Origin of the sequence: Salarchaeum sp. III (genome assembly GCF_036418315.1) — an archaeon.
Classification (GTDB): Archaea; Halobacteriota; Halobacteria; order Halobacteriales; family Halobacteriaceae; genus Salarchaeum.
On record NZ_JAZHPG010000027.1, the window covers coordinates 179,132 to 194,806 of the forward strand.

Here is a 15,675-nt window from a genome sequence, read left to right on the forward strand (position 1 = left end):
CGCAATCGCCTACTTTTCGCCGTGAGTACCCGTACCCGCGCGCTGGACGCGCTGGTGTTCGGCGTGGACGTGCAGAGCGGTGACGTCCGCGGTGACGCGCCCTCCTACGCGCTCGTCGTGTACGACGGCGAAGACATCGAACGAGACGTCGTGAGCCGCCGCAAACTCCGTCGGCTCGTCGACGACCAGGAACCCGACCTCCTCGCGACCGATAACATGTACGAGCTCGCGGCGGACAAGGACCAGCTCGTCCACTTCCTCCGCGGCCTCCCCGCCGAGACGAAACTCGTGCAGGTGACCGGTGACGAGCGCCCGGAACCGCTCTCCCGGGTGGCGAAGCGCTACGGCGTCCCGTACGGCAAACCCGCGATGGAGGAAGCGGAGGCCGCCGCCCGCCTCGCCGCGCGGAACGTCGGCTACGAGGTGTCGGCGTTCACGGACGAGACCGAAATCAAGGTCTCTCGTGGCCGCTCCACCGGAAAGGGCGGGTGGAGCTCTGACAGGTACACGCGGCGCATCCACGGGAACGTGAAGACGGACGCCCGCGACATCGCCTCGAAACTCGACGACGCCGGCCTCGACTACGAGATGGACGAGACGGAGAAGTACGGCGGGTTCTCGAACGCCGTGTTCACCGTGCAGGCGCGCATGGAGGACATCCCCGTGTCGAGTCGGCGCTCCGGGGACACCCGCGTCGAAATCGAGCCCGTTCGGCGGGACGGTATCGAGTTCGTGCCGCTCGCGCGCCGCCGCGACCGCGTGTTCGTCGGTATCGACCCCGGAACCACCACTGCGGTCGCGCTCGTGGACTTCGACGGCCGCGTGCTCGACGTGCTCAGCACGCGCACCGCTGATACCGCGGACATGGTGGAGTGGATAATCGAACACGGGCGGCCCGTTCTCGTCGCCGCGGACGTGACGCCGATGCCGGAAACCGTGGACAGCTTCCGGCGGACGTTCGACGCCGCGGGCTGGGAGCCCGACACCGACCTGCCCGTGGACGAGAAACAGCACCGGACGCGCGAGGAGGGCTACGAGAACGACCACGAGCGGGACGCGATGGCCGCCGCCCTGTTCGCGTACGACGCCCACGAAACCCAGATACGCCGCGTCACGGAGCAGATTCCGCCCCGGGTGGATAGGGGGGACGTGCTCGCGCGCGTCGTCGGGAACGGCGAACACGTCGACGCGGTCGTCGACGACCTCACCGCGACCGAAGAGACAGAGGCGGACGAGACCGAACACGAGGTCCGCGAACTCTCCGAGGAGGAAGAGCGCATCCGCGACCTCGAACGCCAGGTCGAACGGCTCTCGGACCACGTCGACGAACTCGAAGCCGAACTCGCGGAGAAGGAAGAGGAAATCACGGAGTACGAGTCCGAACTCTCCGACGCCCGCCGGGAGGAGCGCGAGCGTGCCCGGGAACGCCGCGAGGTGACGAAACTGGAGTGGGAGAACTCGCGGCTGGAGGACGAACTCGACGCCGAGCGCGAGCGCGCGGACGAACTGGAGTCGAAGCTCGCGCGACTGAAGGACCTCTGGAAGCTCGACCACTCGAACTTCGCGGACGTGAACTCGGGGAATCTCGTCGCGGTGAAGCCCGTCGCACAGTTCACGCGGGACGCTATCGACTCCACCGTCGAGGAGTACGGTATCGCCGCGGGCGACGTGGTGTACTTCCGGGACGCGTCCGGCGCGGGCCGCGGGACCGCGGAACTGCTCGCCGAGCACGACCCCCGCGTCGTCCTGCTCTCCGGCAGCACCGCCGACGCCGCCCGCGACGTGCTCTACGAGGAGAACGTGGCGTTCGGGCCCGCCGACGACGTGCGGATTCGGGAAATCGACGAACTCGCCATCGCGAGCGAGGACGCTGTCGAAGCCGTCGAAGCCGACTACCGCGAGCGCGTCGAGGAGCGCGAACAGGAGCAGAACGAGGCGATGGTTGACCAGATCATCAGCGAACATCGCGCGGACCGGGACTGACGTGCGGTTTTTTGGTGGAGATTTTCGCTCGCACAGCGAGCGAAACGGTCCGGGAACACCGCGCGGACCGGGACTGACGGCGCGCGGAGAACCGAGAGTTTCTTTCCCGCTCGTCGGGAGGGTCGTGTATGGACACGTACGAGTTGGTCACGCGGAACGCCGCGGAAGTCGTGACCGAAGAGGAAGTCCGAGCGCTCGCCGATGACCCCGAGGGGAAGCGGGTGTACGTCGGGTACGAGCCGTCCGGTGTGCTCCACATCGGCCACCTCCTCGGCGCGAACAAACTCATCGACCTCCAGAACGCGGGGTTCGACGTGGTCGTCCTGCTCGCGGACGTGCACGCCTACCTGAACGACAAGGGGTCGTTCGACGAGATCGAGGAGATCGCGGAGCGGATGCGCGAGCAGTTCCTCGCGTACGGACTGGACGAGGAGTCGACGGAGTTCGTCTACGGGTCGTCCTTCCAGTTCGACGAGGACTACGTGCTCGACCTGCACGCGCTCGAACTGGAGACGACGCTCTCGCGGGCGGAGCGCGCGATGAGCGAAATCAAGAGCGGTGACTCCGTGAAGGTCTCGCAGGCCGTCTACCCGCTGATGCAGGCGCTCGACATCGAGTACCTCGACGTGGATCTGGCGGTCGGCGGGATGGAGCAACGCAAGGTGCACATGCTCGCGCGAGACGTGCTGCCGAACGTCGGGTACGACGCGCCGACATCCCTGCACACGCCGCTCATCGCCGACCTCGAATCCGGCGAGGGGAAGATGAGTTCCTCGTCCGGCGTGAACATCAGCATGGAGGACTCCACGGAGGACATCGCGGAGAAGGTCAACAGCGCGTTCTGTCCGCCGACCCGCGACCCCGAGGGCGACCTCGAAAACCCCGTGATCCAGATTTTCGAGTACCACGTGTTCCCGCGGTTCGACGAAGTCGTCGTCCAGCGGCCGGACGAGTACGGCGGCGACCTGACGTACGACGAGTACGAGGCGCTCGCCCACGACCTCGAATCCGGCGAACTCCATCCGGCGGACGCGAAGGGCGCGCTCGCGGACTACCTCGACGAACTTATCGCACCGGGCCGGGAGCGGTTGCGGGAGCTCCGTTCCTGAGCTGAGGCGCTGGGGGCGTTCGGGCAGTCGCGTGGGTCGCACGGGGGTGACTGCCGCTCTCCGATTCCTGTGTCCGTGCGGTGGCTTACTGAGTGATAGCCGTGGCTGTGTCGGCTTCCGGTTTGAACTATCGGGCGCGGACGGAGAGAACGAGTGCGGAGAGAACGAGAGTTGTAGCGCCGATAACGGCCGGATAGGGGTGTGCGATGATGTGGATGTGGAACAGGACGGCGAGTCCGGCGAGCGCGCTGCCGACCGCGGCGACCGCGAGCGCGGCGAGTTCGACCCTGCCGATGGGGCGGGAGTGTTCGTGTCGCCACCAGCCGCGGAACGCCGCGGCTGCGACGAGCGCGAGCGCGGCGAGCACGAGGACGGCGGCGACGTACGGTGGGTGCACGGTCTATGTTCGGGCGAGCGCGTCTTCGGTGTTCAGGCCATCCCCATCATTTCCATGCCGGCGCGGAGGCCGCGCCGGACGAGCACGGCGAGTCCGAGGAGGACGACGAACAGGCCGAGCGCGACGATGGGCGCGTTGTAGGCGACGACGCCGAGGCCGGCGAGTACAAGAATGATGCCGAGGACGCCCTGCGTGCCGAGTTTGTCGAGCATACGTGGTAGTTTTTCGCGGCGGGGAAGCCGGTTTCGGTGGAAGAGAGTAGGGATTTAAAAGTCTGCCGCGACTACGCGGGCGTATGAGCGAGGACGAGGGGAGCCGCAAGAACCTGCGGATGCCCGACGAGGACGAAGTGTTCGCCGAGGTGACGAACATGCTCGGCGCGAACCGAGTGAAAGTCCGCTGTGCGGACGGGACGGAGCGAACCGCCCGCATCCCGGGGCGGATGCAGAAGCGCATCTGGATTCGCGAGGGCGACATCGTGCTGGTGGAGCCGTGGGACTGGCAGGACGAGAAGGCGGACGTGACGTGGCGCTACGAGAAGGCGGACGCGGAACAACTCAGAGAGGAGGGCCACCTGGATTAACGATCTCCGACTGTGTAGATAGTGCACACTACACGGTTTTTCAGGTGCGAACGAGGGATGGGGCATCTACTACCTCGGGTTCGACTGTACTATGGCCGATTTCGCCTCATTTGATGTCGAGATACCCCACTGCGAAATCCCACCAGGGCCACAGCGTCCCGCTCTTACCTTCTACACGTCCTCTATGGAACGTCGGGATTTTAACGTCGAGGTAGCGGGTGGTTCCGAACGGAGCGATAATCGTGAACTGGCCAGTGCTGAAGTGGTACGCTGATTCTCCGAGCGGATTGTCAGACCCGCTATCGTAGTGGAATCCGCTCTCGATGTTCGGGAAATTCGATGCTGTAATCGTTGGGCGCCCAATATTCTCTGCGGCAATGAACATGTCGAATTGAACGATATCGCCGATGGTGGGGGTTGTCCACGAACCAGTCCCACGAGCGTAAGTGGTATCACCGACTGAGACCGTTTGCGGGTCGAACCTATGGGTTGCATTAGTCATGACCTCAGGTTCGACTTCAGGTCCTCCGTCCTCATTATCCGAAGCTGCTTGGGCAGTGGAGGCTAGGCCTCCGATAGAAAGCAGCCCTGCCGTTCCTTTGAGTACCGATCGTCTATTCACCGTCTTGTCCTCCTCTTTAGCAGTCATACGCAGCTGAATAATCGGACAGAGGCACTATTAAATTTTCCTACTAGAAATCATCTTAACTATATATTTTCTACAACAGTTGGTGGGAGTGGTAGTAAAAAATTGTTTATATTATTGGTGAGTTTTCTCTGTATGGCTTTGACCCTCCGATTCCCGGCGTCCGTGCGCGAGTGGCAAGCGACCTATCTCGTGAGCGTCCTCGTGTTCGGGTTGCTCGTCGCGCTCGGGACTCCAGCCCCGCTGCCGAACGTGGTCGCTATCGCGCTCACGGCGACGACGCTCTTCGTCGCCGGCCTGTACCTCGTCTCCCGGCTGTGGCGGGGAGTGCAGAATTCTCCGTGACCTTTTACGAGCGCGCTGCGTAGTCGCGACCAGTGACCGAGGACGACGACTTCGTGGAGGAGACCGAGGGAGCGCCCGGGGACGAGTTCGAGGAAATCGACGTTTCCGACACGGAAGCCGACCGCATCGCGCGAAAGCGCGACCGCGAGTTCGCGGAGTTCCGCAAGCGCGTGAAGGACGCGGACCAGTTCAAGGTCGAGGCGGGCGCGTTCGACGACGCGACGTACGCGGCAATCTACAAACTCGTGCAGGACGGGTACGTCGCGGCGCTCGGCGGCCCCATCTCGACGGGGAAGGAGGCGAACGTGTACGCCGCGGAAGCGCCGGAGGGTGAGACGGTCGCGTTGAAGGTGTACCGCGTGAACGCCTCGGACTTCCGGCAGATGCGGGACTACCTGGAGGGCGACCCGCGCTTCGAGGGCATCCGGGGGGACAAGAAATCCGTCGTGCTGGCGTGGACGCGCAAGGAGTTCGCGAACCTCCAGCGCGCGGCGGAGGCGGGCGTGAAGGTCCCGGAACCCATTGCCGTCCAGCGGAACGTGCTCGCGATGGAGTACATCGGCGGGGAGGACGAGGCCGCCCCGACGCTCACCGACGTGACGCTGGAGAACCCGGAGACGGCGTACGAGGTTGTGAAGGAGTACATGCGGCGGTTGTACGACGCGAAGCTCGTGCACGGCGACCTCTCCGAGTACAACATCGTCGTCCACGAGGGCGAGTTGACGGTTATCGACGTGGGGCAGGCGGTCACCACCTACCACCCGAACGCCGACGAGTTCCTGCGGCGGGACTGCCGGAACGTCGCGAACTTCTTCTCGCGGGCGGGCGCCGACGCGAACGTGGACGACCTGTACGCGTTCGTCACGCGCGAGTAGAGCGATAGGCTTTTTCCGCCGTCACGCTGACCTCCGCGTATGCAGTCCGCTCCCGACTGGCGCTGGCACGGCCCGGGAGCGGACAGTGTCGCTCGCCTCGGGGTCGCGGCCTAACCGCGCTTCCCGTGGAGGTGGCGCTCACTCGCTCTCCTCGCGCACCGCACACAGAGAGCCACGCAGCCACCCCTACATGACCCAGACAGTCACACCATACCGCGTTTCGGGCGATATCGACTACGAACGACTCCTCGACGACTTCGGCGCGGACCGCCTCCGGGACGCCGACCAGGAACGCCTCGGCCATCCGCTCGCGCGCCGTGACGTGTTCTACGCGGGCCGCGATGTCGAGCGGTTCCTCAACGCGGACCAGCGGTCGGTCGTCACGGGCCGCGGGCCGAGCGGGCCGATGCACCTCGGGCACGTTCTCCCGTTCTACTTCGCGAAACACCTGCAGGAGGCGTTCGACGCCACCGTCTACGTTCCACTGTCCGACGACGAGAAGTACTACGCGAAGGACCAGACCTATCGGGAGACCCGGGACTACCTCCGCGACAACCTCCGGGACGTTCTCGCGGTGGGGTTCGACCCCGAGAACACCCGCATCATCGTGGACACGGACGACGCTGACGTGGTGTACCCCGTCGCGTCGGCGTTCGCGGGCGATATCACGCACAGTCAGATGACGGCGACGTACGGCGACCCGCCGAACGTCGGCCTCGCGTTCTACCCCGCCGTCCAGACAGCCCACCTCCTCCTCCCCCAACTTGTGGAGGGCGAGCACGCCACTCTGGTGCCCATCGCCGTCGACCAGGACCCGCACGTTCGCGTCTCCCGGGACGTGGCGGCGAAGGCGAAATACGACGTGTCGAAACCCGGCGCGCTCCTCGGGAAGTTCCTCCCGAGTCTCGACGGCCCGGGGAAGATGAGTTCGAGCGAGGGCGTCGCCATCCACCTCGACGACGACCCCGACACCGTCCGCGAGAAAATCACGTCGCACGCCTACACGGGCGGGCGCGCGACCGTCGCTGAGCACCGCGAGAAGGGCGGAATTCCCGAGGAGGATGTGCCGTTCCAGTACCTGCAGGCGTTCTTCGAACCGGACGACGACCGCCTCCGCGACATTGAGGCCGCGTACCGCGAGGGCGAGTTGCTCTCGGGCGAACTGAAGACACTCGCGGCCGAGAAGATAGTGGCGTTCCTCCGCGAGCACCAGTCACGGAAGGCGAGCCTGGGGTCGCTGGACGAGGAACTCGCGTCCTATCGGCTCACCGCGGACGAGCGCGAGCGGGCGCGGGCGGCGGTCGGGCTGTAGCGGGGGAGCGGAGGACTGAACGCTTAAACGGCTTCATCTCTTAGGATTCGCCAATGACTCAGCACGTGAAGATTCCGCAGGACCGCATCGGGGTCCTCATCGGTGAGGGCGGTGAGACGCTCCGCCGCATCGAGCGGGAGGCGGAGGTCGAACTCGATGTGGACTCCGAGAACGGCGCGGTCGCGGTGGAGAAGACGGGCGACCCGGTTCGCGGCCTGAAGGGCCCGGACATCGTGCGCGCAATCGGTCGGGGGTTCCGACCGGACGACGCACTCACCCTGCTCGACGACGACATGCGACTGTTCGACACCATCGACATCGGCCGCGCGGCGCGAAACGACAACGACCTCCGCCGGAAGAAGGGACGACTCATCGGCGAGAACGGCCGGACCCGAGAGATTATCGAGGAACTCACGGGTGCGACCGTCGTCATCTACGGGTCGACGTTCGGCGTTATCGGCGGTCCGAACGAGGTCGAAATCGCACGGTCGGCGGCAGAGATGATTCTCGACGGCGCGCCCCACGGTGCGGTGTACTCCTTCCTGGAGCGAAAGCGCGCGGAGGAACTCAAGCATCAGGGGATGGACTACCACGAGTACCACGGGTAGTACTTAAACAACCGGTTCTTGGTACTTGTTCACACGCGTTAACGCCTTCCACACGCTTCGTTAGCATACTTGGCGGTGGTTTTATGTAGAAGGACAATCAATCATTCGAGTAGCTATGGCGCAGCAAATGGGTAATCAGCCGCTTATCGTACTCTCCGACGACTCGCAGCGAACATCGGGGAAGGACGCACAGTCGATGAACATCACCGCCGGAAAGGCCGTCGCGGAGTCCGTCCGCACCACGCTCGGCCCGAAAGGCATGGACAAGATGCTCGTCGACTCCTCGGGGAACGTCGTCGTCACGAACGACGGCGTCACCATCCTCAAGGAGATGGACATCGAGCACCCCGCCGCGAACATGATCGTGGAAGTCGCCGAGACCCAGGAGAACGAGGTCGGCGACGGCACCACGTCCGCGGTCATCGTCAGCGGCGAACTCCTCAAGGAGGCCGAAGAACTCCTCGAACAGGACATCCACGCGACCACGCTCGCTCAGGGATACCGAGAGGCGTCCCAGCAGGCGCGTGAAATCCTCGAGGACATCGCCATCGACATCGGCTCCGACGACACCGAGTACCTCGAGAAAATCGCCGCCACCGCCATGACCGGCAAGGGCGCGGAGAACGCGAAGGACGTCCTCAGCGAACTCGTCGTTCGCGCCGTCCAGTCCGTCGCCGACGACGGCGTCGTCGACACGGACAACATCAAGGTCGAGAAAGTCACCGGCGGCGCCATCGAGAACTCCGAACTCGTCGAGGGCGTCATCGTCGACAAGGAGCGCGTCAGCGAGAACATGCCGTTCGCCGTCGAGGACGCGAACGTCGCCCTGCTCGGCGACGCGCTCGAAGTCCAGGAGACCGAAATCGACACCGAGGTCAACGTCACTGACCCCGACCAGCTCCAGGCGTTCCTTGACCAGGAAGAACAGCAGCTCGAGGAGATGGTCGACGCGCTCCACGACGTGGGCGCGAACGTCGTGTTCGTCGACGGCGGTATCGACGACATGGCCCAGCACTACCTCGCGCAGCACGGCATCCTCGCCGTCCGCCGCACCAGCAGCGACGACATCAGCCGGCTCGCCCGCGCGACCGGCGCCGTCCCGGTCTCGAACGTGAAGGACATCGAGGCGGAAGACCTCGGCCACGCCGGGAACGTCGCGCAGAAGGACATCGGCGGCGACGAACGCATCTTCGTCGAGGACGTCGCTGACGCGAAGTCCGTCACGCTCATCCTCCGCGGCGGCACCGAACACGTCGTCGACGAAGTCGAGCGCGCAATCGACGACTCGCTCGGCGTCGTCCGCGTCACGCTCGAAGACGGTCAGGTGCTCCCCGGCGGCGGCGCGCCCGAGACCGAACTCGCGATGCGCCTCCGCGACTACGCGGACAGCGTCGGCGGCCGCGAACAGCTCGCGGTCGAGGCGTTCGCCGACACGCTCGAAGTCATCCCGCGCACGCTCGCCGAGAACGCGGGCCTCGACTCCATCGACTCGCTCGTCGACCTCCGCAGCCAGCACGACGGCGGCGCGACCGCGGCCGGTCTCGACGCCTACACGGGCGAAGTCATCGACATGGACGACGAGGGCGTCGTCGAACCCCTCCGCGTGAAGACGCAGGCGATCGAATCCGCCACGGAGGCCGCGACGATGATCCTCCGCATCGACGACGTCATCGCTGCGGGCGACCTCGCCGGCGGCCAGATCGACTCCGACTCCGGCGGCGACGAAGGCCCCGGCGGCCCCGGTGGCGCCGGCGGCATGGGCGGCATGGGCGGCATGGGTGGCATGGGCGGCGCGATGTAAGTCCCGCTTCAGGACACACGCCCACCCCACACTGCCTCGCACCGCACGCTCACCGACACGCGGCTTTCTTTCGACGCGACAAGACATTTACCAGCCGCGGCTGTATCGCGGCCCATGCCCTCTCGACGCGACTACCTCGGCGGCGGCGCGGCCGCGCTCGCGGCGCTCGCCGGGTGCGTGGAGTCCGGTCCCGGTCCCGCTTCCGAACCGACGTCCGCGGACACGTCCACGACAGCCGACGCCTCGACTTCGGAGCCGACCCGTCTCCCGTGGAGAGAGACGACGACCGTCCAAGGGACGGACGTCACGCCCCGTGCTGTGGCCGTGCAGGACTCGGCGTACTACCTCGCGACGCCCGATACGCTCGACGTGCTCTCGTTCGACGACCGGCAGGCCGTCATCGCCGCCGTCTCGGTGAACGGCGAGCCACGACCCGCGCCCAGCGACTTCTCGCTCGGCATCGAAGACGACGTTCCCGGGTGGGTAGCGTACGACGACGTGTCCGGGAGCGAGTTCTGGGAGCGCGGCGCTGTCTACGACGCCGACCGGAACGGAACCAGTTGGGTCGGCTTCGACGCACCGAAACCCGTCGCCACCGACGACCCACGGCTCCGGGTTCAGTTCGGCGACGAGAGCGACGAACCCGTCAGTTGGTCCCTCCCCAACTACATCACCGGCCGGCTCCAGGAACCGCCGAATTTCGAATGTACCGACTTCAGCGCGCCGGAGTCTGTCGCCAGCGACGAGCCAATCGAGGTGTCCGTGCGCGTCACGAACGAAGGCGCTGGAATCGGGCGGTTTCGTGCGGCACTGAACGAAACCGGGCCTGCCTACCGGTTCGAGACAGTCAAAATCGACATCGGTCCGGGCGAGTCTCAGGAGGTGACTGGCTTCCTGGACACTCACGTCGGAAGCCAGGATGTCGACCGGGTGTCGTTCGCGTTCCGGACGCCGTGTGGCGACTTCGAGCGGACGGTCGAGGTCACGGACGCCTAACCCGGAAACGGACGTTCTAAGTGCCGGCCTGCAAGATTTGCGGGCATGGACACGCTGCTCCTGAACAAGGACGACGTACACGAGAACACGCCGATGGCCGAACTCATCTCGGCCGTCGAGGACGCCTTCGCGGCGTACGAGACGGGCGACGCCCAGATGCCGGCGAAGTCCTACATCGACCTGCCGCAGTACAACGGCGACTTCCGGTCGATGCCCGCGTACCTCGACGCCGGGAGCTGGGACGCCGCCGGCATCAAGTGGGTGAACGTCCACCCGGACAACCCCGACCGCTTCGACCTTCCCACGGTGATGGGGACGATGGTGTACTCGGACCCCGAGAACGCCTACCCGCTCTCCATCATGGACGGCACCGAACTCACGATGAAGCGCACCGGCGCGGCCGCCGCCGTCGCCACCGACTACCTCGCCGTCGAGGACGCGTCGAGCTTCGGCCTCGTCGGCGCGGGCGTCCAGTCCTACACCCAGCTGGAAGCCATCAGCCAGATTCGGGACATCGAGGAGGTCGTCGTCAGCGACCTGAACGAGGCGCGCATCGAGCAGTTCATCGACTACTTCGGCGACGACTTCGACGTGCGCGAGGGAACCATCACCGACGCCGGTCACTGCGACATCCTCTCCACCGTCACGCCCGTCGAGGACCCAATCGTTCACTCCAGCGACCTCGCCGACCACACGCACGTCAACGCCATGGGCGCGGACGCCGCGGGCAAACACGAGATAGCGAACGACATCCTCCTCGACGCGAAAGTCGTCATCGACGACTTCGCGCAGACCACGCACTCCGGCGAAATCAACGTCCCGTGGAGCGAGGGCGTGCTCGACGAGGACGACATCTACGGCGAAATCGGCGAAATCGTCACCGGGAAGGCGGAGGGTCGAACGAGCGACGACGGCGTCACAGTCTTCGACTCGACGGGCCTCGCGATTCAGGACGTGGCGGCCGCGCACGTCGTCTACGAGCACGCGAACGAGAAGGACAACGGCACCGAGTTCGACCTGCTCGGCGTCCGATAGTACAAGTAGGAAGCCGCGGCCAGACCGGGCGTGCGATAGCGCTCGCCCGGAACGGCACCGCGAAACCCCGCCGGACGGCCGTTCCGGATTCGATGTCCGGCGTGAACGCCCCTAGTCGAGCAGGATAGCCGGCCGGAACGGAACCGCCTGACTCGCTTTCTCCGCGTCCGCTTCGTCCTCGGGGATGACGGCGACGTTCGCGTCGAACTCCCGCGCGAGGAACCCGGCCGCCGCCTCGTACACCTCGGTTTCGTCCGTCTCGCGGAGCGTCTCTATCTCCTCGTCGGAGCGCCCGCGCACGTCGGCGACGAGTTCCTGCACGAGGTCGTTCACCTCGTTCCCGCGCTCGCGCAGGCTCTCGTGCTGCATCACCGTCCCCATCACGGCGCCAACGTCCGGGCCGGTTTCGGCGACCTCGTCGAACACCGTCTGCTTCCAGTTCGCCGCGGTGAACACCCGAACCTCGTCGGGGTCGGTGCCCGTGACGTCCACGATGTCGCGCACGTCCTCGACGAGCGACTTCACCAGGGACTCCTCGGTCTCGATACGCGCAGACTCGAACTCGGTGTCGGGTTCCGGCCACGTCGCATCCTCCGCGGGCACGCCCGTGAGGTCCTCGTGGAGTTCGTTCGCGAGGAACGGCACGATGGGCGCGAGCAGCCGCACACGCGTCCGCAGGACTTCGCGACGCGTCCACGCCGCGCCCGGACGGTCGAGACTCGTCCGCTTGCGGTACCACTTCATGTGGTCCTGGAACCCGTAGAACGCGGCTTGACTCGCCTTCCGCGTCTCGAACCCGTCCATCGCCTCGGTCGCTTCCCGCACCGCGTCCTGAAGTTTCGACAGCAGCCAGCGGTCGATGCGCTTCAGGTCGGGCCGCTCCTCGGGCACGTCGGCGTCGATGATTTCTCGGGCGCGCTCGTGGAACCGCGCGAGCTGGTTCTTCGTGTTCTCCACTTCGTCAGCCCGCCAGTCGAAGTCCTGCCAGGGCTCCGCGGAGTTCAGCAGGAAGAACCGAACGGTGTCCGCGCCGTACTTCTCGATGGCGTTCTCGGGGAGGACGACGTGGCCCTTCGACGACGACATCTTCTGGCCTTCCAGCAGTCCCATCCCCATGATGGTCGTGCCCTGCGGCCAGTTCGGCTCGTCGAACAGTTCTGCGTGATGGAACAGGTAGAACGTCAGGTGGTTGCTGATGAGGTCGTTCGCGGAGAACCGGTAGTCGACGGGATACCAGTAGTCCCACTCCTCGTGCAGTTCGACCGCGCGCTCGGGCGCGTCCTCCACCGCGTCCGCGCCGTAGAACAGCGCGTCGAAGAACTCGGGCGTGAGGTCTTCCGCCGGGATGTCCTGAATCCGATGGGCGACCGTGTAGTAGGACATGTAGATGGTGGAGTCGGAGAGCGGTTCGATGACGAAGTCGTCGTCCCACGGCAGCCGAGTGCCGAGCCCGAAGTTCCGGATGCACGGCCACTGCTTCAGCCAGTCGATGGTGTGGTAGAACTGGTCGCGCGTGTTCTCCGGAGTCGCATCGAGGTTCGCGACGACCTCGCGGGCTTTGGCCTTCCAGTCCTCGTCGTTGTACCGGAGGAACCACGTCTCCTGTTTCGCGACCTCGACGTCGCCGCCGCAGCGGCAGACGACTTCCTCCGAGAACTCGTACATCGAGTCGAACACGCCCGCCTCCTCGTAGGCGTCCGCGAAGCGCTCCCGGACGTCCTCCACGAGGTCGCCGGCGAACTCGTCGTACATGTCCTTCATGTGGCCGGCGTGGAACTCGCGGTTGTACACGTCCTGCGTCGCGTCCTCGAGCGCAGGGTCGTCGCTCGACTCGATGCCGTACTCCTCGACGGCGTCCCGCGCGGGGAAGACGCCGTAGCCCTCGACGTCAATGATGGACTTCGGCTCTATCTCCCGGACTTCCGCGGGGTCGATGCCGTACTCGCGCATGCGCTCTTCGTCGGCCTTCGCCTCCTCAAGCGCGACCCAGTCGTCGGGGCTGTGCGCGGGCACGCTCATCACGACGCCGGTGGCGTTATCCGCGTCGACGAAGCCGGCGGGGAGGACGAGCACGTCCTCGCCCGTCACCGGGTTCTCCACGCGCTCGCCCACGAGGGCGTCGCCCGTGAACCGCTCCAGAATCTCCACGTCGCGCGCCTGCAGGACGAGTTTCTGCACGGCGTCGTGGCTCACGAGCCACCGTTCGCCGTCGACCTCGGCCTCGACGTACTCCGCGTCGGGATTGATGTACGCGTTCGTCACGCCGCGAACGGTCTCCGGGCGCAGCGTCGCCATCGGAACGACGGTGTCGCCGCGCCGGAACTTCACGAGCGTGTAGTTCTGTTCCTCGGCTTCCTCGCCCTCCGCGAGGTCGTGCGTCGTCACCGGGTTCTCCTCCTCCGTGCAGTACTTCACGGGGTGGAGGTCGTTCTCCAGCAGGCCGCGCTCCCGGAGCGTCTGGTACTGCCACTCGATGAACTTCGAGTAGCGGTCGTCGTTCGTCGTGAACTCCCGGCGCCAGTCGATGCTGAGGCCGAGCGACTTCATGTTCTTCTTGTAGTGGTTCTCCAGGAAGTACCTCGCAAAGCCCATCGGCGTCTCCAGGTCGTGGAGCTTCGACTCGGGGACGTTGTACGTGTCCCGGAGAACCGAAATCTGGTCTTCTTCGCCCTTCTGCAGGCGGTTCACCGCTCCGACGATGGGCGTGCCGGTGACGTGCCACGCGATGGGGAAGAGGACGTTATCGCCCTGGAGGCGACGGTAGCGGGCGTAGACGTCCGGGACGGTGTACGTGCGGACGTGTCCGACGTGCATCCCGCCCGACGGATAGGGATAGGGGACGGTGACGAACGTCGCGTCCTCGTCCTCGCCGTCGGGGTCGGCCTCGTATCGACCGCCGTCCTCCCAGCGGTCCTGCCACTTCCGTTCGAGTTCCCGTGGCTCGTAGCTCATGTCCGTACCCTCACGGCCGCACGCCTAAAGCCCTCTCATACTGACTGCTCTCCCTGTTCGCGTCACCGAAAACGCCACCTTGCTGGGGCGGGACGCCCAGCTCGTGGCCGCCTTCACGGACGCCGTTCACGACGCCCTCGCCGACGCGCTCGCGAAGCGCCTCCCGGAGTTCGACTGGACGACCGAAGAACGCGTTCGCCGCACCCCGGTAGATGTCGCCGGGAAGACCGCCGACCGCCGGGTGTTCGTCGAGGTGGAGATGCGTCGAGCCGACCCGGCGAACAACCCGGTGAAGCTCGCGCGGTACGCGGACGCCGGCGACTTCGACCGGCCCGTGCTTCTGGTGCAGGCGTTCAGCGACTACTACGCGCTCGACGCGGGCGGGGTTTCGAGCAAACGCGCGAACGCCGAGTTCGTCGGCGGCCTCGCGGACGACCACGTCCCCGGGTTCGCGTACCGCGCGCTCGACCTGTCGCTCGCGCCGCCGAAACACGGGGAGTACGCCGAGGAGTGGCGTCCGGCGGTCGCAGCGCTCGCCGACCGAATCGCGGGGTCAGTCTAGGGTCGCGAGGCCGTCGTCGAGGATGTCGTTGAGCACGTCGCGGGCGTGACCGTCGGGCTTCACGCCCTCGTAGACGTGCGTGACCTCGCCGCCGGCGAGCACGAACGTCACGCGCTCGGTGTACCCCTCGCTCGTGTCCACGCCGAACGCGTCCGCGATGTCGCCGTCCGGGTCCGCGAGCAGGTCGAAGTCGAGGCCGTACTTCTCCACGAACTCCTCGTGGGAGTCCACGTCGTCGAGGCTGACGCCGTACACGTCGACGCCGGCCTCCGCGTACGCGTCGAGCTCGGCGTTAAACTGCTTCGCTTCGACCGTACAGCCGGGCGTGTCGTCCTTCGGATAGAAGTAGACGACCGTCGGTTCCTCGAAGCTGAGGTCGACGAGGGTGCCGTCCTGATTCTCTGCCGATACGTCCGGAGCGCCGTCACCGGGTTCGAGCATACCGGGTACACGGACTCCCGGAACTTAGCC

Annotated in this window: 16 protein-coding genes; 11 read left to right on the forward strand and 5 right to left on the reverse strand. The window is 65.9% G+C overall.

All coding sequences use genetic code 11. The features are described from left to right. The first annotated feature begins 21 nt into the window (after positions 1-21). Both U3A55_RS11605 and U3A55_RS11610 read left to right on the forward strand, forming a co-directional pair. A complete protein-coding gene (locus tag U3A55_RS11605) occupies positions 22-1,983 on the forward strand; it encodes a DUF460 domain-containing protein (RefSeq protein ID WP_330991666.1) in 1,962 nt (653 codons plus the stop codon). A 128-nt stretch (positions 1,984-2,111) separates the two neighbouring features. Next, positions 2,112-3,092: a tyrosine--tRNA ligase gene (locus tag U3A55_RS11610; RefSeq protein ID WP_330991667.1), complete on the forward strand. Its 981-nt coding sequence runs from the start codon at positions 2,112-2,114 to the stop codon at positions 3,090-3,092. Positions 3,093-3,219: 127 nt separating this feature from the next. Here the strand turns inward: U3A55_RS11610 and U3A55_RS11615 are convergent, their stop codons facing one another. Together U3A55_RS11615 and U3A55_RS11620 are read right to left on the reverse strand one after the other, a co-directional pair. Next, positions 3,220-3,489, reverse strand: coding sequence for a hypothetical protein (locus U3A55_RS11615; protein WP_330991668.1), 270 nt, complete (start codon positions 3,487-3,489; stop codon positions 3,220-3,222). 32 nt (positions 3,490-3,521) lie between these two features. Next, entirely contained in the window at positions 3,522-3,701 is a 180-nt protein-coding gene (locus tag U3A55_RS11620; protein WP_330991669.1) for a DUF7470 family protein, read from the reverse strand. An 83-nt stretch (positions 3,702-3,784) separates the two neighbouring features. Between U3A55_RS11620 and eif1A the strand changes: the two genes are divergently transcribed. After that, on the forward strand, positions 3,785-4,072 hold the full coding sequence (gene eif1A, locus U3A55_RS11625; RefSeq protein WP_330991670.1) for a translation initiation factor eIF-1A: 288 nt from the start codon (positions 3,785-3,787) through the stop codon (positions 4,070-4,072). A gap of 106 nt (positions 4,073-4,178) precedes the next feature. Here eif1A and U3A55_RS11630 read toward each other — a convergent pair whose 3' ends face one another. After that, positions 4,179-4,721 (reverse strand): hypothetical protein, encoded by a 543-nt coding sequence (locus U3A55_RS11630; RefSeq protein WP_330991671.1) that lies wholly within the window; start codon positions 4,719-4,721, stop codon positions 4,179-4,181. A gap of 132 nt (positions 4,722-4,853) precedes the next feature. Here U3A55_RS11630 and U3A55_RS11635 point away from each other — a divergent pair, with 132 nt between their 5' ends. From U3A55_RS11635 to U3A55_RS11665, 7 genes are all read left to right on the forward strand, one after another. Beyond that, positions 4,854-5,063 carry a hypothetical protein gene (locus U3A55_RS11635; protein ID WP_330991672.1) on the forward strand — a complete coding sequence of 70 codons (210 nt, stop codon included), beginning with the start codon at positions 4,854-4,856 and terminating at the stop codon, positions 5,061-5,063. 32 nt (positions 5,064-5,095) lie between these two features. Next, positions 5,096-5,938, forward strand: a complete 843-nt coding sequence (rio1, locus tag U3A55_RS11640; RefSeq protein WP_330991673.1) for a serine/threonine-protein kinase Rio1 — start codon at positions 5,096-5,098, stop codon at positions 5,936-5,938. 190 nt (positions 5,939-6,128) lie between these two features. Beyond that, positions 6,129-7,250 (forward strand): tryptophan--tRNA ligase, encoded by a 1,122-nt coding sequence (locus tag U3A55_RS11645; RefSeq protein WP_330991674.1) that lies wholly within the window; start codon positions 6,129-6,131, stop codon positions 7,248-7,250. 53 nt (positions 7,251-7,303) lie between these two features. Next, positions 7,304-7,858 carry a KH domain-containing protein gene (locus U3A55_RS11650; protein WP_330991675.1) on the forward strand — a complete coding sequence of 185 codons (555 nt, stop codon included), beginning with the start codon at positions 7,304-7,306 and terminating at the stop codon, positions 7,856-7,858. A gap of 127 nt (positions 7,859-7,985) precedes the next feature. Then, entirely contained in the window at positions 7,986-9,659 is a 1,674-nt protein-coding gene (gene thsA / locus U3A55_RS11655; protein ID WP_330992340.1) for a thermosome subunit alpha, read from the forward strand. Between the two features lie 114 nt (positions 9,660-9,773). Beyond that, complete coding sequence (locus tag U3A55_RS11660) at positions 9,774-10,655, forward strand: hypothetical protein (protein WP_330991676.1); 882 nt, start codon at positions 9,774-9,776, stop codon at positions 10,653-10,655. A gap of 45 nt (positions 10,656-10,700) precedes the next feature. Further along, positions 10,701-11,690, forward strand: coding sequence for an ornithine cyclodeaminase family protein (locus tag U3A55_RS11665; protein WP_330991677.1), 990 nt, complete (start codon positions 10,701-10,703; stop codon positions 11,688-11,690). Between the two features lie 111 nt (positions 11,691-11,801). Here U3A55_RS11665 and leuS read toward each other — a convergent pair whose 3' ends face one another. Next, a complete protein-coding gene (gene leuS, locus U3A55_RS11670) occupies positions 11,802-14,642 on the reverse strand; it encodes a leucine--tRNA ligase (RefSeq protein WP_330991678.1) in 2,841 nt (946 codons plus the stop codon). Positions 14,643-14,745: 103 nt separating this feature from the next. Between leuS and U3A55_RS11675 the strand changes: the two genes are divergently transcribed. Then, positions 14,746-15,204, forward strand: coding sequence for a hypothetical protein (locus U3A55_RS11675; protein ID WP_330991679.1), 459 nt, complete (start codon positions 14,746-14,748; stop codon positions 15,202-15,204). On the opposite strand, the gene U3A55_RS11680 is transcribed toward U3A55_RS11675, so the two are convergent. Next, positions 15,196-15,645, reverse strand: a complete 450-nt coding sequence (locus tag U3A55_RS11680) for a peroxiredoxin (RefSeq protein ID WP_330991680.1) — start codon at positions 15,643-15,645, stop codon at positions 15,196-15,198. The genes U3A55_RS11675 and U3A55_RS11680 overlap by 9 nt on opposite strands. Between the last annotated feature and the right edge of the window lie 30 nt (positions 15,646-15,675).